The 24,151-nt window shown below is 58.5% G+C and carries 22 protein-coding genes; 7 read left to right on the top strand and 15 right to left on the bottom strand.

Annotated elements, in window-relative coordinates; translation table 11 throughout:
- Nucleotides 1-30: 30 nt before the first annotated feature.
- From HEP89_RS27450 to HEP89_RS27430, 5 genes are all read right to left on the bottom strand, one after another.
- Nucleotides 31-1,638: a GMC family oxidoreductase gene (locus HEP89_RS27450; protein ID WP_168693571.1), complete on the bottom strand. Its 1,608-nt coding sequence runs from the start codon at nt 1,636-1,638 to the stop codon at nt 31-33.
- 36 nt (nt 1,639-1,674) lie between these two features.
- Nucleotides 1,675-3,003: a TRAP transporter large permease subunit gene (locus HEP89_RS27445; RefSeq protein ID WP_055660624.1), complete on the bottom strand. Its 1,329-nt coding sequence runs from the start codon at nt 3,001-3,003 to the stop codon at nt 1,675-1,677.
- Nucleotides 2,996-3,592, bottom strand: a complete 597-nt coding sequence (locus HEP89_RS27440) for a TRAP transporter small permease subunit (protein ID WP_168693570.1) — start codon at nt 3,590-3,592, stop codon at nt 2,996-2,998. The genes HEP89_RS27445 and HEP89_RS27440 overlap by 8 nt, the downstream gene beginning before the upstream one ends.
- Before the next feature lie 231 nt (nt 3,593-3,823).
- Complete coding sequence (locus HEP89_RS27435) at nt 3,824-4,840, bottom strand: TRAP transporter substrate-binding protein (protein WP_022999513.1); 1,017 nt, start codon at nt 4,838-4,840, stop codon at nt 3,824-3,826.
- An 84-nt stretch (nt 4,841-4,924) separates the two neighbouring features.
- Nucleotides 4,925-5,962 (bottom strand): C-terminal binding protein, encoded by a 1,038-nt coding sequence (locus tag HEP89_RS27430; protein ID WP_168693569.1) that lies wholly within the window; start codon nt 5,960-5,962, stop codon nt 4,925-4,927.
- Between the two features lie 175 nt (nt 5,963-6,137).
- Between HEP89_RS27430 and HEP89_RS27425 the strand changes: the two genes are divergently transcribed.
- Complete coding sequence (locus HEP89_RS27425; RefSeq protein ID WP_168693568.1) at nt 6,138-6,845, top strand: GntR family transcriptional regulator; 708 nt, start codon at nt 6,138-6,140, stop codon at nt 6,843-6,845.
- A gap of 106 nt (nt 6,846-6,951) precedes the next feature.
- Here HEP89_RS27425 and HEP89_RS27420 read toward each other — a convergent pair whose 3' ends face one another.
- Together HEP89_RS27420 and HEP89_RS27415 are read right to left on the bottom strand one after the other, a co-directional pair.
- Nucleotides 6,952-7,596 carry a PQQ-binding-like beta-propeller repeat protein gene (locus tag HEP89_RS27420; protein WP_168693567.1) on the bottom strand — a complete coding sequence of 215 codons (645 nt, stop codon included), beginning with the start codon at nt 7,594-7,596 and terminating at the stop codon, nt 6,952-6,954.
- A 9-nt stretch (nt 7,597-7,605) separates the two neighbouring features.
- Entirely contained in the window at nt 7,606-8,826 is a 1,221-nt protein-coding gene (locus HEP89_RS27415; RefSeq protein ID WP_168693566.1) for a helix-turn-helix domain-containing protein, read from the bottom strand.
- Nucleotides 8,827-8,930: 104 nt separating this feature from the next.
- Between HEP89_RS27415 and HEP89_RS27410 the strand changes: the two genes are divergently transcribed.
- From HEP89_RS27410 to HEP89_RS27395, 4 genes are all read left to right on the top strand, one after another.
- On the top strand, nt 8,931-9,224 hold the full coding sequence (locus HEP89_RS27410) for a hypothetical protein (RefSeq protein ID WP_168693565.1): 294 nt from the start codon (nt 8,931-8,933) through the stop codon (nt 9,222-9,224).
- A gap of 2 nt (nt 9,225-9,226) precedes the next feature.
- A complete protein-coding gene (locus HEP89_RS27405; protein WP_168693564.1) occupies nt 9,227-9,919 on the top strand; it encodes a thioredoxin family protein in 693 nt (230 codons plus the stop codon).
- Between the two features lie 437 nt (nt 9,920-10,356).
- Nucleotides 10,357-10,839 carry a hypothetical protein gene (locus HEP89_RS27400; protein WP_168693563.1) on the top strand — a complete coding sequence of 161 codons (483 nt, stop codon included), beginning with the start codon at nt 10,357-10,359 and terminating at the stop codon, nt 10,837-10,839.
- A complete protein-coding gene (locus tag HEP89_RS27395) occupies nt 10,836-12,047 on the top strand; it encodes a biotin/lipoyl-binding protein (RefSeq protein WP_075283101.1) in 1,212 nt (403 codons plus the stop codon). Before HEP89_RS27400 ends, HEP89_RS27395 begins: the two co-directional genes overlap by 4 nt.
- A 221-nt stretch (nt 12,048-12,268) precedes the next feature.
- Here the strand turns inward: HEP89_RS27395 and HEP89_RS27390 are convergent, their stop codons facing one another.
- From HEP89_RS27390 to HEP89_RS27355, 8 genes are all read right to left on the bottom strand, one after another.
- Nucleotides 12,269-13,021, bottom strand: coding sequence for a transcriptional regulator NanR (locus HEP89_RS27390; RefSeq protein WP_228148160.1), 753 nt, complete (start codon nt 13,019-13,021; stop codon nt 12,269-12,271).
- 72 nt (nt 13,022-13,093) lie between these two features.
- Nucleotides 13,094-14,923 carry a hypothetical protein gene (locus HEP89_RS27385; RefSeq protein ID WP_168693562.1) on the bottom strand — a complete coding sequence of 610 codons (1,830 nt, stop codon included), beginning with the start codon at nt 14,921-14,923 and terminating at the stop codon, nt 13,094-13,096.
- A gap of 1 nt (nt 14,924) precedes the next feature.
- Nucleotides 14,925-15,950 (bottom strand): Gfo/Idh/MocA family oxidoreductase, encoded by a 1,026-nt coding sequence (locus HEP89_RS27380; protein WP_152507741.1) that lies wholly within the window; start codon nt 15,948-15,950, stop codon nt 14,925-14,927.
- Nucleotides 15,951-15,960: 10 nt separating this feature from the next.
- On the bottom strand, nt 15,961-17,025 hold the full coding sequence (locus HEP89_RS27375) for an ABC transporter permease (RefSeq protein ID WP_055660605.1): 1,065 nt from the start codon (nt 17,023-17,025) through the stop codon (nt 15,961-15,963).
- Complete coding sequence (locus HEP89_RS27370; protein WP_168693561.1) at nt 17,022-18,584, bottom strand: sugar ABC transporter ATP-binding protein; 1,563 nt, start codon at nt 18,582-18,584, stop codon at nt 17,022-17,024. The genes HEP89_RS27375 and HEP89_RS27370 overlap by 4 nt, the downstream gene beginning before the upstream one ends.
- Nucleotides 18,581-19,249, bottom strand: coding sequence for a DUF2291 domain-containing protein (locus HEP89_RS27365; RefSeq protein ID WP_055660601.1), 669 nt, complete (start codon nt 19,247-19,249; stop codon nt 18,581-18,583). The genes HEP89_RS27370 and HEP89_RS27365 overlap by 4 nt, the downstream gene beginning before the upstream one ends.
- 112 nt (nt 19,250-19,361) lie before the next feature.
- Nucleotides 19,362-20,300 (bottom strand): D-ribose ABC transporter substrate-binding protein, encoded by a 939-nt coding sequence (locus HEP89_RS27360; protein WP_075283097.1) that lies wholly within the window; start codon nt 20,298-20,300, stop codon nt 19,362-19,364.
- 110 nt (nt 20,301-20,410) lie between these two features.
- Nucleotides 20,411-21,235, bottom strand: a complete 825-nt coding sequence (locus HEP89_RS27355; RefSeq protein WP_168693560.1) for a phosphogluconate dehydrogenase C-terminal domain-containing protein — start codon at nt 21,233-21,235, stop codon at nt 20,411-20,413.
- A 116-nt stretch (nt 21,236-21,351) separates the two neighbouring features.
- Between HEP89_RS27355 and HEP89_RS27350 the strand changes: the two genes are divergently transcribed.
- Both HEP89_RS27350 and HEP89_RS27345 read left to right on the top strand, forming a co-directional pair.
- Nucleotides 21,352-22,620, top strand: coding sequence for a ribulose-bisphosphate carboxylase large subunit family protein (locus HEP89_RS27350; protein ID WP_168693559.1), 1,269 nt, complete (start codon nt 21,352-21,354; stop codon nt 22,618-22,620).
- A complete protein-coding gene (locus HEP89_RS27345) occupies nt 22,617-23,942 on the top strand; it encodes a four-carbon acid sugar kinase family protein (RefSeq protein WP_168693558.1) in 1,326 nt (441 codons plus the stop codon). Before HEP89_RS27350 ends, HEP89_RS27345 begins: the two co-directional genes overlap by 4 nt.
- Nucleotides 23,943-24,151: the final 209 nt, after the last annotated feature.

Here is a 24,151-nt window from a genome sequence, read left to right as displayed (position 1 = left end):
CTCGTGATTCTGTTTCTTGGGGAGTTTTTGTCAGGCAGAGAGCAGGATCATGTCTGCGGCCTTCTCGGCGATCATCACGACGGGTGATGCCGTGTTGCCGGAAACAATGCGCGGCATGATCGAAGCATCCACGACACGCAGTCCATCAATGCCCCGCACCCGCAGTTCCGGGTCGACGACGGCTTTGTCATCGACACCCATCCTGCAGGTTCCGACAGGATGAAAAATGGTTGTCCCGATGTCGCCCGCAGCACGCATGAGCGCCTCATCGGACCGGACGTCGAGGCCGGGCAGAGCTTCCTCCGGCTCGTATTTTTTCAAGGAAGGCATGGACAGCAACGCGCGTGCATGACGCAAGGACCTGAGCGCAACCGTCCTGTCACCAGGAGCAGACAGATAGCGCGGTGTTATTTTCGGTGGCGTTTCAGGGCTGTCGGAAGCGATATGAACCGTGCCGCGGCTTTCCGGCCGAAGATTGCAGACCGAAACGGTGACGGCCGGATAGGGATGCAGAGGCTCGCCGAGCCGGTCGGTCGACAGGGGTTGAATGTGATACTCCAGATCGGGAGTCGCCACATCCGGGCTGCTGCGGGTGAAAATGCCGAATTGGCTGGGCGCCATGGAAAAGGGACCCGACCGCGACCAAAGATATTGGGCAGCCATCGACACTTTGCCTGAGAGCGAATTGACGACCTGGTTCAAGGTCCGGGCATTGCGGACTCGAAAAACCATGCGCAGTTGAAGGTGGTCCTGGAGGTTCTCACCGACGTCATCCAGGGCATGCACCACATCAATGCCGGCCTTCCTGATGACCTCCGGCCGGCCAATGCCTGACAGTTCAAGCAGCGCGGGAGAATGAACGGCTCCCGCCGCAAGGAGGACTTCCTTTCCGGCCGTGGCTATAAGCTCCTGTCCTGCGTAACCGAAGGCAACGCCCGTGGTGCGGCGGCCGTCCAGAATGATCCGCTCGACTGTGGCGCCGGTCAAAAGCCGCAGATTGCCGCGTTTCAGTGCCGGTTTGAGAAAGCCCCGTGCCGAACTCCAGCGGCGGCCGCCTTTCTGGTTGACCTCGAAATAACCTGCGCCTTCGTTGTCTCCTGCGTTGAAATCGGTCGTTCGGGGAATGCCCATTTCGCTTGCGGCGCTCTGGAAATCATCCAGGAGGTCCCATCTCAACCGCTGCCGCGCGACCTTCCACTCTCCGCCCGCACCATGCAGCCTGCCATCCGCATCCGGTCTGTCCTCGGACCGCACGAAGTAGGGCAGCACGTCTTGCCAGCTCCAGCCGGTGTTTCCCATCTGCGCCCAGCCGTCGTAGTCGGCTGCCTGACCGCGCATGTAGATCATGCCGTTGATGGAGCTGCATCCGCCGAGGACCTTCCCCCGCGGGTAGGCGAGAGACCTGCCGTTCAGTCCTGGATCGGCTTCCGTGCGAAGCATCCAGTCCGTACGCGGATTGCCCATGCAGTAGAGATACCCGACCGGAACATGGATCCAGGGGTAGCTATCCTTGCCGCCCGCTTCCAGAAGCAGAACCCTGTTGGCCGGATCTGCCGAAAGGCGATTGGCAAGCACGCATCCGGCCGTTCCGGCTCCTATGATGATGTAGTCGTATTCGCCGTCTAACCTGCGTCTCATGAAGTCGTCTCGATTACCATTCTTGAGGGAAGTGCGTCAGTGCAGTGCGAGGGCCGGGAACATCACCAAAAGCCCTACCGCAATGACCTGAAGAGCGATGAACGGAACTAGGGACCGGAAGATCTCTCCAAGGGAAATCTCGGGTGGTGTCACGCTCTTCAGATAGAAGGCGGCTGGCCCGAAAGGTGGCGTCAGGAAAGACACCTGCATGTTCATGGCAAACAAGACGCCGAACCAGACGGGGTCATAGCCAAGTTCCTTGATGATGGGCACGAAGATCGGCATCGTCAGAAGTGCGATCCCGACCCAATCCAGAAACATTCCGAGTATGAAGAGGATGAGCATCATGAACAGGATGATGACGGTTGGATTGTCGGATATGCCGGTGATGAGCTGGGAGATGAAACGGATGCCGCCCATCAGGTTGTAGACGCCCACCAGGGCGCTGGCACCGATGCCGATCCACATGATCATGCCGACGGTTGCCAATGTGTGCATCGACGCATCCAGCAACATGGAGAATGAAAACTCCCGCCGCAGGATGGTCGACACGATCACGCCGGCGACCCCGATGGCCGAGGCTTCCGTCACCGAGGCGATGCCGCCATAGATCGAACCCAGGACCACGAACACCACCGCCATCGGCAAGACCAGGCCGCGCAGCAGGGGCAGATGTTCTGAAAGCGAGATCCGTTTTTCGGGCGGGGGAGGCGCGACCTTGGGATCGGTGTACGAACGGAACAGGATATAGGCGATATAAAGCCCCGCCAGCATGAAACCCGGGACGAATGCCGCGGTGAACAGGTCTCCAACAGAGACGTTTGCTGTCAGTCCGTAGATGATGAGAACGATGGACGGAGGCACCATTGTGCCGAGCGCACCACCGGCACAGACAACACCGATGGCCAGGCGGCGGTCATAGCCAAGCCTCAGCATCTGCGGCAGGGCGACGAGGCCCAGGAGCACGATTTCCCCGCCGATAATGCCGCTCATTGCAGCCAGAATAACAGCCACGAATATGGTTTGGACCGCCACGCCCCCACGCAGCCGTCCGCCGACGAGTTTCATCGCGTCGAACAGATCCCTGGCAATGCCGGACCGGTCGAGGATCGCCGCCATCAGCACGAACATGGGCACTGAAATGAAGACGAAGGACGAGACAAAACTGTAGACGCGGCTGGTGATCAACGGAACGGCCATCGGTCCGAACCAGCCAACTGCAAAAAGAAGGGCAACCAGCAAGGTCACCATGGCAAGAGGCATGCCGGTCAGAAGAAGTCCGACCAAAAGGGCGAACATCACCAATGTTCCCCAACCGATGCCGAGTGCCTTGAGGTTCAGACCAAAATCGAGAAGGTCAAGCATCGCTGTCTCCCCCTGTCCGGAGTGGTCGGCGTAGGTAATTCACCGTCAGGATCAGGAACTGGATGCTCATGGTGACCATCACCACGAGCAGGAAGATCTTCAGGAGGGCCGGCGCGGGTGAGTTCCAGGCGCTGCCGCTGGTTTCCAGGAAGAAGGACCCATCCGGACGGAACATCGCTTTCTTGACCATGAGCCAGGATGCCCAGGCAAAGAACAGGCACGCCAGCAGACTGGCCATGGAAATCAGCACATCCAGCACCCTGCGTGCACGCCGGCTGACCACGTCGTAAATCAACACGACCCGGATGTGCGAATTGCGAGCGACACAGAAAAGACCACCGAAGATGAAGGTGACGGCACTGAGGAAGGTGGTAGTTTCATGCGCCCAGATAGTGGGCGAGTTGAAGACATATCGAAGGAAGATTTCGACGACCAGCACCGCCATGGCGATGATGATTCCAACCGCGAACAATCGGGCAAGACGGGTGATGGCCCAACCCAATCGGCCAGATTCAGGCAAATATTCCTGAGCCGGCAAAAGAGGTTCGACCTGATCCGGCACTGGGGCACGTTCTGGCGGCAGAGGCATGGACAGCCACTCCAGTCTGAGAATGGGGGATCAACCACAACGACCAGGGACGTTACCGTTCGTCCCCTGAAACCGGTCGGCAGGCGGCAGCGTGTCGGGGCCAGACGCGGTTGCCCGGTTCCCGGACGCATTTGTCCGAGCAAACGCTTTCAAAGGGCTGCTTGCCGGTTGTGGCTTATCAAAAGTTCGAAGGAGGAATTCGGGCGCTGAGGCAGCGCCCGAAAACATGTGTCACTTCAACATGCCCTGACTGTCGAGATAGGAGGTCAGGGTCTCATAGACGTTCTGGGCATTGTCTGAGCGCGCGGCCACCTTGGCCCACTGGTCCATCGCGATCCTGCGGAACTTCGCCCGTTCTTCTGCCGACCAGTTGTGAACGGTGATGTTCGGGTCTGCGGTCGCTTCCGCATAGGTCTTCAGGTCGTTCATCGACAAGATGGCAACCGCATCCTGCGCAAAGTCACGAACGGAGACTGTCAGGATTTCCTGAAGATCAGAGGGAAGGGCGTTCCATTTGTCGAGGTTCATGGAAACCTCCACCAGAGGCATGGAATGGAACCCCGGATAGACAGGATGTTCGGCAACCTTGTGCAGGCCCTGCTGGTGATTGGTTGAAAAGACGGTGGAATCCGCAGCGTCGATAACGCCCTTGTCGAGCGCTGTGTAAACCTCGGAATAGGGCAGGTTGACCGGAACCGCGCCGGCGGCAGCGAAGACTTCCTGAATGAGGCCTTCCGGGGCCCGTACCTTCAGGCCTTTCAGGTCATCGACCCCGTCAAGAGGACGTTTGGAGACGAAACCTTCAAGCCCCGTGGTGGTGGCGCCGATGAAATGAAGACCATACGGCTCCTCAAGCGCGTTCATCAGCTCATAGCCACCGCCGTAATTGATGAAGCGGAACATTTCGTCGGGTGCGGCCCAGGCGCCGATGGGGTTTGCAATCAGCCCGAACGCAGGATCCTTGCCGGAGAAATAGCTGACGTCGGTGATGTGGCCGTCCAGAATGCCATTGCCGACTGCGTCCTGGGTTTCATTGTATTCGACAACCGAGCCAACCGGCAGAAGCTCGATCGACAACCGGCCGCCTGACATCAGTTTTACACGTTCTGTCCAGGCCTGCTGGATGGCGAAGTTCGGGTTTCCGGCCGGATCGACCGACTGGAATGTCAATTCGAAATCCTGTGCGACGACCGAGGTGCTGCTGAGCATGCACGCTGCGATGAACGTCTTGAAAAACGTCACTTTCATACTTTCCTCCCTGAATTGGACATGTTTGGTGATCCCATGTCCTCGGATCATGTTGCGGGTTGCTGGTCCCGCAGGAGCTTTGCGTCAGGCCGCCCCGCTGAGAGCTGGCGTGACCGGTGAATTGACGAGGTTGCGAAGGCGGCCCTCGCGCAGGAACTGCATGGCCGTTTCCACCGAAAGGCGCCGCGCGTCGGCGACGCTTTCCGGGCTGGACCAGGCCGCATGGGGCGTCACGAACAAGCGCTCACCGACGATCGGATCGGCGCCATTGGCATAGGCAAGGGCGATTTCATCGGATTTGGAAGGCGGCTCGACCGGAAGCACGTCGATCCCGGCACCTGCGATCGTTTGCCGTCGCAAGGCGTCCAGAAGCGCGTTCACGTCGATGATCGCGCCGCGCGCCGTGTTGATCAGAATTGCGTGCGGCTGCATCATCGACAATCGCTCCGCGTTGATCATGTTGCGGGTTTCCGCTGTCAGCGGACAATGCAGGCTGACGACATCGCTTTGCGACAGCAGCTCTTCGAGATGGTCGCACCGGTCCACGCCTGCGGCGATCTCGGTACCGCGCGACACCAGCGGATCATATGCCAGAACGCGCATGCCGAAAGCCTTGGCCCGAAGCGCCGTGGCAATGCCGATCCGTCCGAGGCCGATCACGCCGAACGTTTTGCCGCGCAACCGTGCCAGCAGCGGCGCCCGGGCATGGTCAAAGCCGTCTTGGGGCGATTGCATGAGGTTGCGATGATAGCTGGCGATACCGCGCCGCATGGTGAGCATCAGGGCTATGGCATGATCGGCAACTTCGCTGGTGCCGTAGTCCGGTGTATTGCACACCGGAATGCCTGCATTGGCGGCTGCCTGAAGGTCGATGTGGTCAAATCCGACACCGGCTCTCACAATGATCTTGCACCGGTCCAGCTTTGAAATGAGCTGGGGTGAAACCGGCATTTCATGCCAGACCACCATCGCATCACACGACCGCAGAACTTCTTCAGGCAACTGCTCGGGAGAGCGCTCGCGGTAAATATCCCAGTCCACATCGTCACCCGCCGTGGCCCGTTCGATCAAGGCATCGTCTGGGTATTGGGCATCAGGGGTCAGGAGACGCAGGCGGGACATGAAATACCTCTTGAACTTCAAAGTGCATTTTGTGTTTGCATTGGCTCTTCTAGAATTCTAGAATTTATTCGAATGTCAAACAAATTTTTGAAACTATGAAAAAAGCAAGGTTTTTGGCGATTACAGGTCTGCTAGACCGTGGTGTAGTGAGCCAGGTGGATGCGAGGAGAAGAGAGTGTCGCTAACCCAGGAAGCCAGCGAGCGCATTCGCGATGCGATCGTGTCCGGTAAATTTGAATTCGGTGAGCGGCTCTCGGAAGAGCAAATCGCAAGAGCGCTCGGGATGAGCAAGGCACCGGTTCGAGCCGCCTTCATGGAATTGCGTGACATGGGTCTGGTGACCATTGTCCCACAGGCTGGAACCTACGTGTTTACGCCTTCGCGAAAAGACGTGGAGGAAATGAGCCAATTCCGGGCCATGCTTGAAAAGGAAGCTCTCCAGATGGCACTGGAGCGGAACCGAAGTGGGCTGGTGCAACAGTTGTCCGCCGCCATTTCCCAGATGGACCATGCGATAGAAATTGGCGACCGGCTGCGCTACAGCACGGCCGACAGCGCGTTTCATCGGGTCATTCTTCAGATTGCCGGAAACAGGTATCTTGAAAAGGCCTATGATCTGACGGCAACTGCTCTGGCCGCGCTGAGAGCGCGCCTTCAGTCAGGCGAAGGCGACTACTGGCACCGCTCCTACGCCGAGCACACCCGCATGCGCGACCTGATCGATCAAGGCGAATTCGACTCCGCTCACGCACTCCTACAAGAGCATATCCTGATCATCAATCGATCTCTGGCCCTGCCGGATACCAACACCCAGGTCCGCCAGAAGGCACAGCTGCGCTCGGACCAGGAGTGTCAGGAATTGCTTCTTCAAAGTCAGGGATGACTGCCTTCGGTGAGTAGCCGCAATTTTTGCGGCTAAGCGCTTGCGACAAGCCCGGCGATAGTCGCGGCGCCGTGACCTTAATAGCGAGGGTCTTTTGGGGAAAAGATCATTCAGAATCTGACCCCGGCCGTCGGACGACCAACAGTTTTCCGGCACCTCCGCTGCCGCAGAAAAAGCGATCACCGCCATCGGATTCAAGTCCCGAGACGCCGGAACCCGATGGCATTTGCAAACGCTCCAGCACATCTCCAGTCGTGGCATTGATATGCCGGATATCGCTTTCGCCGTCCTGCCAGGTGCCGTGCCAAAGCTCGCCATCCACCCACGTGACCCCGGTGACGAAGCGATCCGATTCAATTGTACGATGAACCTTGCCACTTTCTGGATCCACCTGGTGAATCCTGCGGCCCCGATGCTGTCCAACCCAAAGGAACCCCTCGGCCCATGCCAGTCCCGAATGCCCCCCGTCGCCGGGGGTCGGTATCGTGGCCAGCACTTCTCCGGTTGTGGGGTCGATCTTGTTGATCGCATCATCGGCAATCTGGAACAGATGAGTTCCATCGAAGGCGGTGCCTGCATCGGCGGCAGTCGCGATCGATCCGGTAATCTCTCCACTTTCCGGATCAAGCGCATTTAGCCTGTCTCCGGACGCGAACCAGACTCGCTCGTGATCAAAGCTGACCCCGGCAATGTCATCGATGCCGGGGAAGGGGCCGAACTCCCGGATGATCTCTGCTGTTCTGTGTTTCATGTGGCGATTCTAACCGGTGGCGATTGCAAGGGGGAGTAACAAACTTGTCGGGAATCCGGGAACGCTCGATAGGATCCAGCGGCAGGCCCGGCCTCGTCCGAAGGAACGAACTTTCCCGGCAAGAGCAAGGTCTTCAAGCTTCCTTTGAACCGTGCGTGGACTTACGCCGAGTGCCAAGGCCAGCGCAGAACTCGACCAGGCCTCGCCGTCCGCGAGCAGCGCTAGCACCTCCGGGTGGTCGCTTTCCACCGGCGGCGCCAGCACGGCGACCTGGTGAGCGCCGTGCAGCTTGAGAGCAAAGCCCAGGCTCGTTGACCTTACCCCGGCGACGGGTTTGATGACCTTGCGAAGGCGGGCAATCTCGACACGCAACCTAGCCCGGTGCGAGTCGTCCACATGCTTTGCCCCGAAGGCGTGCATGAGAAGGTTTTCGCGCGAAACATCTTCCGGCCAGACCTCTGCCAACGCCCGTGCCAGAGCAAGCAGGACTGGACGGCGGTCGAGTGAGATCATCTTCTCCCCAAGCCGCACAGCATTTCGGCAGGTATCTACAATAAACGTATCGGAGGCGACCAGAGCCTCGACCCGGTCAAGCTGCAGCAAGTCTTGCCTGTCGCGAGAGACAAGACGGGCGGCCGGTGCCTCCAGGGCATGCCTTGCCTTTTCAACTTCGGCCTTGAGGGAGGGAATACCGGCATCCTGGGCTGCACGCGCCGCCTGCTGGAGTGCGGCTCGTGCAGGCCCTGTCCGGATTTGCCGCATGGCTATGCCGGCGACCACAAGACCGTAGCCGGCTCGAGACGCAGGCGGCAAGACGTCGATGTCGATGCTGTCGAGTGTCCTCTGGGCATCTTCGAGCCGGCCGATGAGCAGAAGCTGGCGGGCTTCGAGATAGCCGGCATGTGCGGCATTCACCTGGTCACCACCGGCTTCGAGCGTCGCGCGTGTTGCACCGAGCGTTTGAAACGAACGGCCGAGGTCGCGGCAAACCAAAGCGATCTCGGCTTCGGCAACCATGCAGCGTGCACGCGCCATCGGCTCATCCGGCCCGAAGGCGCGGGCCGCATCCTTCAGCAGCTCTCTGGCGCGCGCAAGGTCGCCGAGCTGGGCCATGGCAATGCCGCGCAACGCCAATGCCGGCGCGTCGTTGCGCAGTGCCACCCGTTTCAATACCGCCAGAGGATCTCCGGACGAAAGGGCGCGCGCCGCCGCGGCGATCAGCATGTCCATGGAAATCCCGCCAAACTTGTAACTCTCACCCGCCCCGTCTCCGCATCTATGTCTTTGCTCACCGGGCGATGGTCGCAAACGCCGGATCATACGGAGGACCGATAATGACGATGTTTGCAGGTACAGGGAAGACACAAGCACCCTCTGGTCACCGCCGCGACACAGCAGGGTGCCTTCAGCTGGCCGCCGCGCCAACCTTTGGCTCAATGGCATGGATTTCCGCAACCGGAGTGCAGGGGTGGGAGATCTGTTCATCCGTTCCAGGCTTCCTGCCAGTGAATGACATGACCCTGATGTACGTCCTGATGGGCGTGTTCCACCTGCCGCCCTGGCTCAGGCTGATGTCCGCCCGCTCGCGGCGCTTCGATATCCCCACTACCCAAACTGAAGGAGAATGATCATGCAAAACGCTGTTGTTTCACATGAAGACTGGCTCGCTGCACGGCGGGACTTGCTGCAAAAGGAAAAGGAACTCACGCACCTGCGCGACGGTGTCGCCAGCGAGCGCCTCGCCTTACCGTGGGAACGCATCGAGAAGGACTATGTCTTCGATACACTTGACGGCCCGCGCTCTCTTGCCGGGCTTTTCGAGGGACGGTCTCAACTCGTGGTACAGCATTTCATGTTTGCACCGGGATGGAAGGAAGGCTGCCCGAGCTGTTCTTTCATGGCCGACCACGCAGATGGCATGAACCTGCATCTTGCCAACCATGACGTGACCATGATTGCTGTCTCCCGCGCACCCTTGGCCGATATCGAACGTTACCGCAAGCGCATGGGCTGGACGTTCGGATGGGTCTCGTCCTTCGGTAGCGACTTCAACTACGACTTCCGGGTCAGTTTCACCCCCGAGGAAGTTGCCACCGGGCACATCGACTACAATTTCGGCGGCTGGAACATGACGGGCGAGGAATGGCCCGGCGTCAGCGCCTTCATCAAGAACGAGGCCGGCGAAGTTTTTCGCACATATTCGACCTACGGACGCGGTGTCGAAGTGATGATGGGCACCTATGCCATGCTCGACCTGACGCCCAAGGGGCGCAATGAGGCGAGGGGAATGGACTGGGTGCGCCGACACGATCGCTACGAATAAGCACCTGGGAATTGAGTGCGCAATGCATGTCGGCATCGCCGGAAAAGGTAAGATCGCCGGGCCTGCAAAGGCCCGGCAATTTGCAAATTAGCCTCTAGGCCTACCAGCCCCTTTCCGGACAGCAGCGACAAGGGCGAACAGCTGATTGAGACTGCTCGCATCAGCAGTCACGGCATTCATTATTTTCGACTTTCAGCGAAGGTTGGTTTTTTTGCCACCGCTCTGGCGACTAACTTATTTTGATGCTGCTTGCTAGCGGAAGACCTGAGGCAAACCATCGCTGCGGCCTCGGAAGGTGCGTGTCACACCGACTGCGGATAAGGCCGACCTAACGTGTCCTCGGTCAGAGGCGCAATTTCTTGTTTCAATCGGTAATTCCTGCAGACATTATGTTTCCGGTGACGTTGGGTCACAGCACATCGGGTGGGGGAACATTCATGAGCACAACGGCAACGACGGCGCAGACACTGGACCCACCGCCGGATTCCTGGGTCGCGCCCGGCGCCAGCGACGGCTTTGCCACGGCCGGGTTGATCACACTGCTGCTGCTCCTTTTCCTGGTGATCTACCTCTATGCCGTTTTCGACCGCTACGCGGAGCACAAAGGATCGAGGACGCCGATCCGCACCACGATCCCGACCATGCTGGTGATCGGCCTTGCCTATGATCTGGTGCCGCCCTTGCGGGACGTGAGCCTTCTGTTGCCGTTGACCCTGATTTTTGCCGCCTTTGCCTATGACGTCGTTCTCTGGATGAAGCCGGAACCGGTCGCGGACGAGACGTTGCAGGAAGAGGAAACAGCAGCCGTCGAGAACGCGTCGCCTGCCAATGGGACGCCCCCTGCCAAAGAACAACCGATAGCAGAGCAGTCAGTTGCGGATCTGCAGACACCGGTCGAAGGAAAAGGAGCCAACGCATGATTGAGCTCCTCATCACCTGCTTTCCGCTGTTGCTGCGCATGGCCTATCTGCGCTGGCGGGGACGCCCCGTGACGCTCTACAACGTCCACCGCGCACTGTTCGTCTGGATTGTCTTGTTCGTCGCGCTGATCTTCACGGTCGAGTATTATCATCCGGACACCCCAAATGCGTTGATCCCCTACCGTGTCGTGCCGATCGTCACCGAACGCGGTGGCACGGTCACCGAGGTGCCGGTCAAGGCCGGTCAAACCGTCAAGGTCGGCGATCTGCTGTTCACGGTCGATGACAGCAGCGAAAAGGCGGCGGTCGCGACCGCCCAGACCGCGGTCGGCGAGGTCAACAGCCAGATCGATGTCGTCAAGGCACAGATCAAGGCAGCCGCTGCCGACCTCGCCCGGACGAAAGCAGCTCTCGACACCGCCAACCTGACCCTGTCGGAGCAGCAGGACCTCAAGGACAAGAACTCGCCCGCCTACACGCTGAACAGGTACGAAAACGCAAAGGCCGCACAGGAGCAGGCGGCCGCCAATGTGAACGCCGCCAACTCCAAGATGGAAGCGCTGCAAGTGCAGCTTGATCAGGTCCTGCCTGCAGAACTGAAATCCGCAGAAGCCGCCCTAGACCAGGCCAAGGTCAATCTTGCCAAGACCAAGGTGTATTCGTCGGTTTCCGGCAAGATCGAGCAGCTAACCCTGAATGTCGGCGCTCGCGCCGCGCAGTTCTCGGTTAATCCGGCGATGGTCATCGTGCCGGATCGCGACAAGACCGATCCCATCGAAATCGTCGCCGGCTTCAGCCAGACAAACAGCGCGGTTCTGCATGTCGGCATGCCTGCGGAGGTCGCCTGCGAGAACAACATCAACAGCGGCATGGCGAACACGGTGCTGGCAGCGCGCATCGTCCGCATCCAGGACGTTATCGCGACCGGCCAGCTCGGTCCGACCGGCGTGCTGATGCAACCGTCAGACCGTCGCGGCCCCGGTGACCTGGTCGTACATGTTCGGCTCGAATATCCCGAACAGAACGCTCTCTTGGTTGATGGTGCCAGATGCCTGGTCCAAGCCTATACCACCCATATTTCCGGCTCGCTTCAGGGCACCTTCATGGGTGGCATCATCCAGGCCTGGGCGCTGGAAAAGGCGCTGATCATGCGGATGAAGGTCTGGATCATGCTCTTCGCTGGAACGGGACTGATCGGCGGGGATTGAGTCGGCAGAAAATCGTCAGATCCGTGACGCGATGCTCGATGTCATCCGCAAGGACAGCGCAAATTCGACTTGTTGACCAACTGCGGGCATTCCCCGCTGATGATTGGGTCGGGTTTCTGGATCCTGACGAGAGCCGCCGAAAGACTGATATGGGGACGCTTTGCCGGCTGGCAGGCGCCGATGGCACCAACCGCGTGCGCAACGAAACCTTTGGTGCAGTGTCAAATGTGATGCCGGTAAAGGTCCTGAGATCTGTTCAGGTGCGAGCGCATTGCGCTTTCGGCCTCTTCCGCAACGCCGCCTTCGATGCACTCGACGATTTTCGAATGCTCGGCAAGCGTGACGTTCTCCCGTCCCGACCAGATCAACAGGTCCGTATGATAATTGAACAGCCAGTTGAGCATGGCGTCACTCACTGCTGCAAAAATCGGATTGCCTGAGATCGAGGCGATCTTGCTATGAAACGCGATGTCGGCCTTGATGAAGTCGGACGGACTGTCGAGCATGTCCTCTTGATGGCTTATGAGGTGTTTGAGCTCGGAAATGTCTTCGGGCGTTGCCATTTCCGTTGCGATCCTGACCATGCCGACTTCAAATAGTCTACGCGCCTGCTTCAGGTGCTCCAGATTGTCCGAAGACGCAGACAGCAGCATGCGCGCCACCATATCCATCTGCCGAAACGCAAGATCGGCCGAAAGCTCACTGACCCTGGAGCGCTCACCCTGCGAGATCGAAATGAGACCCTGGGTGTGCATCGTCTGCATGGCCTCGCGCACCGCGGGCCGGCCGACGCCGAAACGTTGCATCAGTTCACGCTCAGACGGCATGGGGTCACCGGGTCCAAGCTCACCCCGTACAATCATTTCACGCAATCGATCGAAAACCTGATCGGAGAGTTTTCGCCGGACAATCTTGTCGTCACCGGCCCCCAAGCCGTTCCAGTTTTCCATGACCCGCCAATCTGATCTCTTCATTGTTGGGGTGTCTGAACGTCGCGACAAGCACGGCGTCAAATTCGCCAGCCGCTTCAACACCCTTGGGAAGACTTATAGCCGGATAACTTCAAATGGGCCAAACGTCCTGCGTTCCCCAAAGCCAATTTCCAGTTCCCGATTTGTCAGATTTGCAGCAAACCGCAAGACCTCACCGTCCTTCTCCACACAAAGGGCAGCTACGCTGGCTGGTGTTTCATCGCTGCAATCGATGACAGCCCCTTCGCTTAGCCCAGCAAGGAGCGAGACAACTTCACCGACAGGCAGAAGAGATCCGCTTTCTGTGTCCACGATTCCTCTCGGGCCTGTGAAGCTGGCAGGGATCCATTGGCGGATATCAGCGTTGGCAATTGCGGACGCATACCCCATGGCCCAGGCAGCGGCGAAAAGGCCGCGCTGACGCGGATCGTCGTGGGTCATGCAGATGCGCTCGTTCCCGGGATTGGCGAATGTCTGCGAACCGTAAGGATTCTGGCGCATTCCGATGGTTGTCGGTCCCAGTCTGTATTCCTTGTCCTTGCCGATGATCGCACGGGCAGTGCGTGTGATATGCGGCTGGGTCTCAAGTGTTTCGAGAACACTCTCGTCATCAGCAGCATGGACAATCGGATTGGTCGCGTGGGTCACGAAGTCAAGCAACGACACCGGAGGTCGCTTGCGGTTCAACTCGGTGAAATAGCTGAACATGCCGCCCCCGAGCCTCATGCCGGGGAAACAGTGCCTTGCGGCCGTATAGATGTCCGCCAGGGGAGGGCATTGCGGCCATTCGCTTCCAGGTGGTGTCGATTGTCGATCAACGGAAGGACAGACCGCAATGGAAGCCAACTCGAGCCCGCTTCGATCAATCATGTCGGCAAGGTTTTGAAACTCGGCCAAGAGGTCTCCCTTGCAGGAAACCACATATTCAAGTTCATAAGACGCCGGGAAAAGAACTTGCAGCTCCCTGAAATCCTCGAGCGCCTCCTGCCCATGCAAAGCAGTGGGATCAAGGTGACACAGGATTGCTGGAGGGTTCACTTTCCTCAGGAGGTCAATGTGACTGATGGCAGACTTCAGGTCTTCCGGGCTGATCAACAAACCGATGCGTGGAAACCTGCTTTTTGTTTTCTTTCCCGATTTAAGTTCGACACCCCCGGTGGAGGTGCTTAGCGGTGTTATGGTCGATGGGGCAGTCTCGTTTGCAAGATTTTCTATCTGAAGGGTAATCGACTGCTCGACCTCCTTGCCCGCTTCAATGACATATGGCCACGGAAGCGCCAGGGGTCTCACATAGGTCTTGTAGGAAGCGTCTGACCAGTTGCGCTGGTCCTCCATTTCGAACGTGTCGCCGTCCATCTGGCATCGGGCCTTCAAGTGCGGCGCAGGTGCGTGGGTCAGCGACCGGATCGACTTGAACGGTTGCCAGGGATCTATGAGGTCTGGAAACCAGGTTTGGACGACCGAACCATCACAATGCTCCACTTCGACAGGTTCACCGGCTACTCCGTTGATCGGATGCAGCACCGTGAAACCACAGCGGTTGGTTTCGAAGGCGCTGTCGGCAACAGCCGAGGAGGCAAATCTCAAGGAACCGGTTTCCGTGCCGGTGATGCGTGCCGTGACGCTGAGACCCGCCCCCTGGTTTTTGTAGCGGGAAACATAGGAAATCTCGAACTTCCCAGGCTCTTCCAGGACAACGAGATCGGAGATGGCTCCGGCCAGCGTGCCCCAGTCCTTGTCACGCACCACGTAGGAAATAGCGCGCAGCACTTCGTGGCCCTCGAAACGGACGTAGCGCAGGTTTCCGTTTTCCAGCCGTACTTCCAACGGTCCTGCGCGCAATATCCGGAAAGGCTCCGGCGCACTTTCCGTTCCATACAGGCGCATGCGGCTCACGGTACTCATCTCAGGCGCTGCCCAGTATGATTGTTCGGCTGTTCCCGGCGGCAGAAAGATACGCAGCCTCGACCAGTTCCAGCGTCTTCAGGTTGTCCATTCCAGATGTCTCGGGCGTGCTGGCAGTATTCAGGCAATCGATGAAGTGCCGTTGAATGTTGTAGACACTTTCCTGAATGTTGTGCCAGGGGCGCTCCGCCCAGGAAAGCAATGGGGGTGAAACATCCAGTTCCCTGGTGCCGGACGCATTGTGCAGCACCAGCCTGTAATCAGGCATCAGCCTCAGCGTCCCTTCACTGCCATCCACTTCAAGAAGGCTTTCCGGAAAGCTTTCCCGGGACAGCCGCGATGCGTAGCTGCAGTCGACAACACTGGTGACGCCGCTTTCGTGAACCAGCATCATGGTGGCAACGTCTTCCGCCTTTATTGCCGGATTGACCCGCTTGGTGCTTGCCGAGATGGTACGCGCGTCACCGAACAGGAAACGGGCGATATCCAGGATATGAATCCCGAGGTCCTGGATGATGAAACGGTCATCTGTCGCAAGATACGGCTGGCTGGCATAGACATCATAGGCCGAGCGGAAACTGACCCGCCCCCAGAACGGCGTTCCGATACTTCCCTTTTCGATTTCGGCTTTCGCCGCACGGATTGCCGACTGCCAGCGAAAGTTCTCGTGCACCATCAGGGTCACGCCGGCCGCTGCAGTAGCATCGACCATTGCAGTGGCGTCTGCCAGAGTGTCCGCAAAAGGCTTCTGGCAGATGATGTGCACTTTCGACCTCGCCGCGAGTTCCACCAGCGGCCGGTGGGTCTGAACTGTCGTCGCGATGTCGACAAAGTCGAGCTCTTCCGATTTCATGAGATCGACCGCGTCGGAATAGGTCCTTTCAATGCCAAAGCGTTCGGCCGTTTCCTTCAGGCGTTTGTCGTCGCGATCACACAGCGCGATGATGGCTGCTCCGTCGACATCGGCCCATGCATGCATGTGATTTTGGGCGAAAAAACCGCAGCCGATCAATGCGCCTTTCTTCATGAAATTCTCCTCAAGCTGCCGCGGCCTGCTGCTGTAGTGCCACACGGGCCTGCAGCTTTTGCTGCGCCTGGTCGACAACTACGGCGGCGATGATCACCAGGCCCTTGATAACGGTCTGCCAGAAGGAACTGACACCCATCATCACGAGTCCGTCGGACAGAACGCCTATCACGAATGCGCCGACAATCGTTCCACCGATCCGTCCGCGTCCACCCGACATGGATGTGCCGCCAAGGACCGCCGCGGCAATCGCATTGAGTTCGAAGGTCTCTCCCGTCGCCGGATGCGAAGCCACCAGCTGTGACGAGATGACAAGGCCGACAATGGCCGCGCAAAAGCCCGAGAACATGTAGACGAACATCTTGACGCGGTTGACCTTCACACCTGACAGGGCGGCTGCCTTCTCGTTGCCGCCCACCGCATAGATGTGCCGTCCCAGTGGCGTTCGGCCTGCTATATACGCGGCGATCAATCCGACAGCTATCAAGAGCCAGATGGACACCGGGATACCGAGAAAGCTACCAGTGCCGAGCATGTCGAAACCCGTAGATCCATAGGCCTCCTTGCCGACAAGGTTTGGAAACGTCGCCCCGTCAGAGGAAAGCAGGGCCAGCCCGCGAGCCACGTAAAGCGTTCCGAGCGTCGCGATGAAAGGTGCCACATTGAGACGCGTTATCAGCACCCCATTTATCGCTCCCACGAAAACACCGACGGCGAGCGTGATGAGAATGATCTCGAAGATATTGAAATAGAGCGAGTACCCAATCCCCAGATCGACACCGTTGAGAATGAGATAGCCGGCCACCATTCCGCAAAGGCCGACAATCGACCCGACCGAGAGATCGATCCCGCCGGTAATGATGACGAAGGTCATGCCGATCGCCAGAAACGCGTTCAGTGCCACGTGCTTGGACATGATGACGAAATTCGCGGTGCTGAGGAAATTCGGAGCCGCAAACGAGAAGAACGCAAACACCGCAATCAGGGCGATGAAGGTCCTGAGCTTCAGGAGCAGCAGGATCATCGGTTGTCCGCCGGAGGTGCCTGAAGGCTGCATGGTGGTGACTGATGTCATCCGTTACTACTCCCAATGAAATGACCTGCTTCGGAGGCAGGAGCGTGCCCGATCGCAGACGCCGCGATTATCTGTTCTTCCCGCACGTCGGCGCCCTCAAACTCGCCCGTTATGCTGCCGTTCGACATCACGATGATCCGGTCGGACAGGGACATGACCTCTTCAAGATCCGAGGTGACGAAGAGAATTCCCAGTCCTTCAGCCGCAAGCCGCCGCATGGTGCGAAAGACCTCGGCCTTTGCGCCAATGTCGATGCCGCGGCTCGGCTCGTCCATGAGCAGGACCTTTGGCGAGGTCATCAGCGCCTTGCCGATCACGACTTTCTGCTGGTTGCCTCCCGAAAGAGAGCTGACGGGGTTTTCCATGCTGGCAATCTTGATGGCGAGGTCCTTCACGAACCGCTTCACCGTCTCCCGCTCTGCCTTGAGGCTGAGGTGAATGCCCTTCACGAACCTGCCGAGGCTCGACAAAGACATGTTCTCCCGGATCGGCAGGATCTGGATCAGACCTTCCGACTTCCTGTCTTCGGGGATTAGCGCCAGCCCGCGTCCGATACGCCCAGCAACGTCCGGTTCGTTCAGATGGCGTCCCTCGACGTAGAATTCCCCCGTACAATGGGGATGTTGGGCCATGATGCACTCGAACAATTCGGAGCGCCCCGCGCCCATGAGGCCGTAGATGCCGACAATCTCGCCAGCCCGCAGGGACAACGACACCTCATCGACAACGAACTTTCCCGTCCGGCCCATCAGGCTGATGTTCTCGCAGCGAAACACTTCGTCGCCGAAGTCATGATCGACCGTCTTGGCGAAATCCTTTGAGGCCGCTCCGATCATGTTCTGCACGATCCAGGGCACATCGACGCCGTCCATGCTCCTGGCACCGGTTCGTGCACCGTCCCTCAGCACCGTGATGTAGTCGCCGATCCGGATCAGTTCCTCCAGGCGGTGCGAAATGTAGACGATGCCGACACCGCGTTTCTTGAGGTCCGCGATGACCCGGAAGAGGATTTCGACTTCTGCCGCACTGAGGGCGGATGTGGGTTCATCCATGATCAGGATCCGGGCATCCTGGGCCAGCGCCTTGGCGATCTCGACAATCTGCTGCTCCCCGATGCGAAGGTCGGACACCATCGCATCGGGCGAAATGTCGTGTTCGAGACGCTGCATCAGCGCTGCGGCTTCCGACCTCTGGTCGCTGGCGGCGATATCCACTCCGGCGCGGGTCTTTTCCCGTGCGATAAAGATATTGTCGGCAACCGACATGTTGGGAAACAGGTTGAGTTCCTGGAAGACAATGCCGATCCCGTGTGCCGCGGCCGTGCGCGTATCGGGGAAAGAGACCTTTTTCTCTCCCATCAGAATATCACCCGAGGTCAGCTGCTCGACGCCGGCGATCACTTTCATCAAGGTGGATTTGCCAGCGCCGTTTTCGCCAACGAGCACATTCACTGCGCCAAGCCGGACATCGAAGTCCACGTCCTTCAGCGCGTGTGTACCTGGATAGACCTTGTTGGCGGCGCGCACGGACAAGCCGATCTGGTGCTTTGCTTCTGTCATGACCCACCAATTTTTGTCTCAACGGGTGTGATCAGGTACGGCGGACCATCACCGCGCACCGTAAAGGCACCAAGCACGTCAACCGTCTTGCCCACGAGATCGTCGCGGGGCAAATCTTTCAGAGCGCTTTCGTAAGCGCGTGTATTCAGGGAGCGGGAGAGCTGGGCGAACTCTATCTGATCGGTAAATGAGGAGAAATCTACAAAGGGAAGGATGTCCCGGAGTGCTGTTCCGCGGATCACCGGACCAAGCTGCAGGATAACATCTGCCTTGCCATCAGCGGTGACGTCCACTTCCGCGGTGGCGGCACGCGTATCGGTCTTGGCCGCCAAGATTGTGCCCTGTACCCGGGCTGCAAAGTTCCAGGGACTTCCCTCGCTGGACGGACGATAACCATGTGCTTCGCCGGCGACGTCAACATCTCCTGCGATCGCATCGCCGAGAACGGCCATGTCGGTCGCCGTTTGCTGAAGATGTGGCAAAACCTGTTTGGCCCAGATGTCGGCGACAAGGGCATCCATGTCGCCGCCCGGATCGCTTGAAACGACTTGCTGGGCCTGACCGTCACCGTCATTCGTGGCAACGTGCTTTTCGAGTTTGCAACCGCCCAGGCCGGCGGCAACTGCAAAAACTAACAACAGGGAAGGAACTGCGCCGCGATCCACTGTGCAACCTCCTTGAACAGAACCCTTCCGGCGGTTTCCGGCAGGATTTTTTCAGGTTTTCGTGGGAAAGATCACACCGCAGCGGAGCATCCACCGCGGTGTGATAAAGGGCCTAGTTCAGCGCGAAAGTCTCAAGGTTACCTGCATTCGAACCATTGATCAGGACGCAATCCATCAATTGTTTTTCGTCCTGACCGGTCGATCCTGTCTTCAGGTACTGGTCAGCCTGCTCCACTGCGATCTGGGCCTGTCGGTAGGCTGGTTGCAGCACGGTTGCCTTGATGCCGCCTTCCAGGATGGAGTCGCGTACGTCGTTGCTGCCATCAAAACCGACAACGATCACATCTGTCCGCCCGGCTGCCTTGAGAGCCGCCCAGGCTCCCATGGCCATGGTGTCATTTCCTGAAATGACACCCTTGATCTCGGGGTTGGCCTGAAGGATGGTTTCCATCTTTTCGTAGGCTTCGGTCTGGCTCCAATTGGCTGATTGCTGGGCAACCATCTCCAGATCGGGGTACTGGTCAATCACATCATGATAGCCTGCGGAGCGAATTCCGGCATTGGTGTCGGCTTCGCGGCCCAGCAGCTCGGCATATTTGCCTTCTTCACCCATCAGCTTGACGAACTCCTCCGCGCCGAGCTGGGCTCCCTGGTAGTTGTTGGAGACGATCTGGGAAACGGCAATCCCTGTTTCCTTGATTTCGCGATCGATCAGGAACGACGGAATGCCGGCTTCTTTCGCGCGGCGAACCGGAGCGACAGTCGCATCCGCACCGGCATTGTCCAGGATGATCGCCTTCGCACCACGGGCAATTGCCGTATCGAAGAGCTGGTTCTGCTTGTTCGGATCGTCATCGTGGACCAGCACGAGTGTCTCATAGCCGAGGTCTTCGGCACGTTTCTGCGCGCCTTCAGCTTCCGCCTTGAAAAACGGGTTGTCATGCGACGGTGTGATGATTGCAATGAGGTCGGCTGCGGAAGCGTAAGCTGGTGCAAGCAGGGTAGCTGCAACAGCAGCGCTGGCAAGCAGGATTCGTCTCGTGAATTTCATGTTGTCCTCCCAACAATAGGTTCAATCTCGTGCCAGGTCCCGCGGGGTCCCTCCAAGACCCCGACGGCACCAATCTGAACGTTCGCCATACGAGATGGCGGACCGCTCAATCAGGTGATCTGCCGGATGCTTTCCCTGATTTCGTCCGGCTTGAACACGCCGATCCAGTCGTCTCGCATGAGACGTTTCTTGCCATTGGTGATGGCCTTGTTGCAGGCATCGGAGAAGACGCCGTCGACTTCTTCCATGACGACTGCTCCAAGAATGTTCATGTGTCCCAGAAGAAAGTCCCGGGCCGCTACGGGGTCGACCCCTCGCCGAATGACTTCATCCATTGCTTCCTTCATCACAACGAGAAGGGTCGCGCAGACGGTTTCGGACAGGCCCGGCTCCAGGAGCGCCATTTGTTCCACCGAGACCCGGTGCGAACGCAGGATCGGCTGGAAAATGGTTTTCGCGATCTCCTCCCCGATTGCATAGTCCTCTTCCGGACCCTGCATGAGGGCGTTCACGATCGCCTGTTTGGCAGCAATACCGCCGAAATAGTCGCGTTTCGCAGGCAACTGCGTTTCATCGTTGAATATCGGCGGATGGCAGGGATGGGTGACGAAATAGGTCACGTCCTTGCGCTCTGGAAAGTGCCCTGCAAAGGGGGCAGCTGCGTCCAGTGCGATCAGCATCGTTCCTGGCGCAAGCTTGTCGATGATGCCTTTCGCCACCGCCCGGATCGCAGTGTCCGGCACAGCAAGAATAACCGCACGTGCGTCTTCAAGCGCGACGTCGACGTCGACACAGTCGACGCCGACTTCCGCCTTCAGCCGATCTCTGCCTGCATCGCTGACTTCCACATGGGCAACGTTGAAACGGGAGCCTTTCAGGTTCTGGGAGAGCCGCACTCCCATTTTCCCCCCCGCACCGATGAGAGCGATTTTCATGTGTCCTCCAAATTTGTTGCGCAAATAAATTCACATACAAATCATGTTGTCAACTGGTATGATAAGTTGATAGTCATATAAGCAATGCGCAACTTGGAACAGGACAGAGGACGGGAATGGGGAGGCTCTTTGCAACATATGATCTTGAAACACCGACAACTCTGGAGCGGGCCGCCGAGGTAATCGCAGGTGAACAATCCTCGGGAACATTCCTGAAGCTGCCGGGTGAAACAGACCGGTTAAAAGAGCTCTCCGGGGCAAGGGTCGAGCGGGTCACGGCAACATCGAACAGCAGGGTTCCCTCGCTGCCGTGCCGGATCAGTGCGGAGACCTACACGCGCGGCGAGGTCGTTCTTTCCTGGCCGCTCGAGAACATGGGCACATCCCTTCCCAACGTTCTGGCAACCGTTGCCGGCAACCTTTTTGAACTGGCAGACGTGTCCGCGCTTCGCCTGACGGACATTTCGTTTCCTGAAGAATTCGCCGTGGCGTATCCGGGTCCGGCCTACGGCCGGCAGGGAACTCTGGCGCTTGCCGGTGTCAGGGACCGGCCGATGATCGGCACGATCATCAAACCAAGCGTCGGTCTCTCACCTGCCGAAACAGCGTCTCTTGTCGCAAAACTCGCCGACGGTGGAATCGATTTCATCAAGGATGATGAATTGCAGGCGAACGGGCCTCACTGCCCGTTCGAGGACCGCCTGAACGAAGTCATGAAAGTCATCAATTCGCATGCGGACCGCACCGGCAGGAAGGTGATGTACGCCTTCAACATCACCGACGAGCTGGACGTGATGCGCCGTAATGCCGACCTCCTGCAACAAGCCGGCGGTACCTGTGCGATGGTCAGCCTGTTTTCACTTGGCCTTACGGGACTGACCGCCATCCGGCGGCACGTTGATCTTCCACTTCATTGCCACAGAAACGGTTGGGGCATCTATTCCAGATCGCCGGATATCGGCATCTCGTTTCGTGTCTGGCAGAAGTTCTGGAGGCTCGCCGGAGCGGATCATCTGCATGTCAACGGGATCGCGAACAAGTTTACAGAGACCGACACCACGGTTATCGAAAACGCCCGCTCTCTCGATGATCCCTTGTCAGAAGAGCGCGGATATCAGGCGATGCCGGTATTCTCGTCGGGTCAGACAGCCGTTCAAATGGAAGAGACCTGCCGGGCCGTAGGGCACACCGACTTCATCTATTGTGCCGGGGGCGGGATCATGGGACATCCCGGCGGTGTTGCCAGCGGTGTCGCCAGCCTGAAGCAGGCTGCAGAGGCTGCCGTCAGCGGAATTCCGGCACATGTTTTCGCGAAAGATCACAAGGAACTTTCCGAGGCCCTGGACCTGTTCGGCAAAAAAGACGGCACCGGAGCAAGGAAATGACCGGCGATCTTCTCATTTCCTATTACGGTGACGATTTCACCGGATCGACGGACGTGATGGAAGCCCTGACAACCGGAGGCGTCGAAACCGTCCTGTTCACGTCAATCCCCGGCGAAAAACAGCTCGAAAAGTTCAAGCATTGCCGAGCGGTCGGCCTGGCAGGCATCAGCCGTAGCCAGACACCCGAGTGGATGTCGGAGCACCTACCGGCGATTTTCTCCTGGCTGTGGACGCTGGATGCGCGTTTCTGCCACTACAAGACCTGCTCGACCTTCGACAGTTCGCCGCAGAAGGGCTCCATCGGCCGTGCTCTGGAAATCGGCCTGGAAACGTTCAGTCAGAAACGGACAGCAGTTGTGGTCGGGGCTCCTCAGCTTCGGCGCTACACCTATTTCGGCAATTTGTTCGCGGCTTACCGGGATGAAGTCTACAGAATAGACAGACATCCCGTGATGAGCAGGCACCCGGCAACGCCGATGCACGAAGCAGATCTGGTAAAACACCTGTCAGGGCAAACGAAGCTGCCCTTTGAATACCTGACCCCGCTGGACGGTTCCATCGCCGCCAAGCACGGCAAGGTCCCGGACATCGGCCAGGTGCGCAACCCCAATCTCCTGATAGATGTTTACGACAGCCTGTCCCAGGTGGCCGCGGGCAGTTATCTCGAAGAAAGCAGGCAGGACCTGGGTCCATTCATTGCCGGCTCGTCCGGCGTTGAATACGCCCTCTTGCACAAATGGCGCGAACTTGGCCTGCTGCGGCCACCGAAATCTTCTCCGCCCCTGACGTCCAAATCCCGTATCGCAGTTGCCTCGGGAAGCTGTTCACCAACAACCGCGCGCCAAATCGAAACCGCGGAACATTTGGGTTTCAGGGGCATCGAAGTCGATTTCAATGCACTGGCAACCGGCCACGGTATCAAGCAGGAATTCGAACGCGTGCTGCAGATCGCTTCCGAAGCGCTCGAAACCGGGCAAAGTCCGATCCTTTACACCGCCAAAGGTAAGACCACCGAACAGGTAACAGGGTCCTTGAACCTCGATCAGGTCGGCAAAACCCTCGGCCGCCTTCTGGCAACCCTCAAGGACCGGCATGGTCTCGAGCGTGTTGCCGTAGCCGGCGGTGACACATCAAGCCACGCTCTGGCGGAACTGGACATTTTCGCCCTGACACTCCGCCAAGCCATCCCGACCACACCCGGTTCGCCAGTGTGCACTGCGCATACCCGCGGAGGATCAGAACTCGAAATTGCGCTAAAGGGCGGCCAGATCGGAAATGACAGCTATTTTGCAGATCTTCGAGACGGCACGTTCAAGCCCTGACGACCAAAAAAGGAAAGCAATTGCGTGGTCGCTCTCCGTGCTGAAACCGCCCAAATGAAGCCCCACTCACGGTGGAGTTTCCACGGGTAGTATGTCGATGGGATTACGGCTCCCTGACACCAGGCAAGCGGTGGCAACCTACCCTGAAAAGCCGTATGGTTCTTTCATCGCCACAACCTTTGATATATTCCCGTGGAGAGTTCCCGACC

The organism is Labrenzia sp. 5N (genome assembly GCF_012395805.1).
Taxonomy (GTDB): Bacteria; Pseudomonadota; Alphaproteobacteria; order Rhizobiales; family Stappiaceae; genus Roseibium; species Roseibium algicola.
Note: the sequence above shows the minus strand (reverse complement) of the source record. Positions and strands in the feature narration are given on the sequence as shown.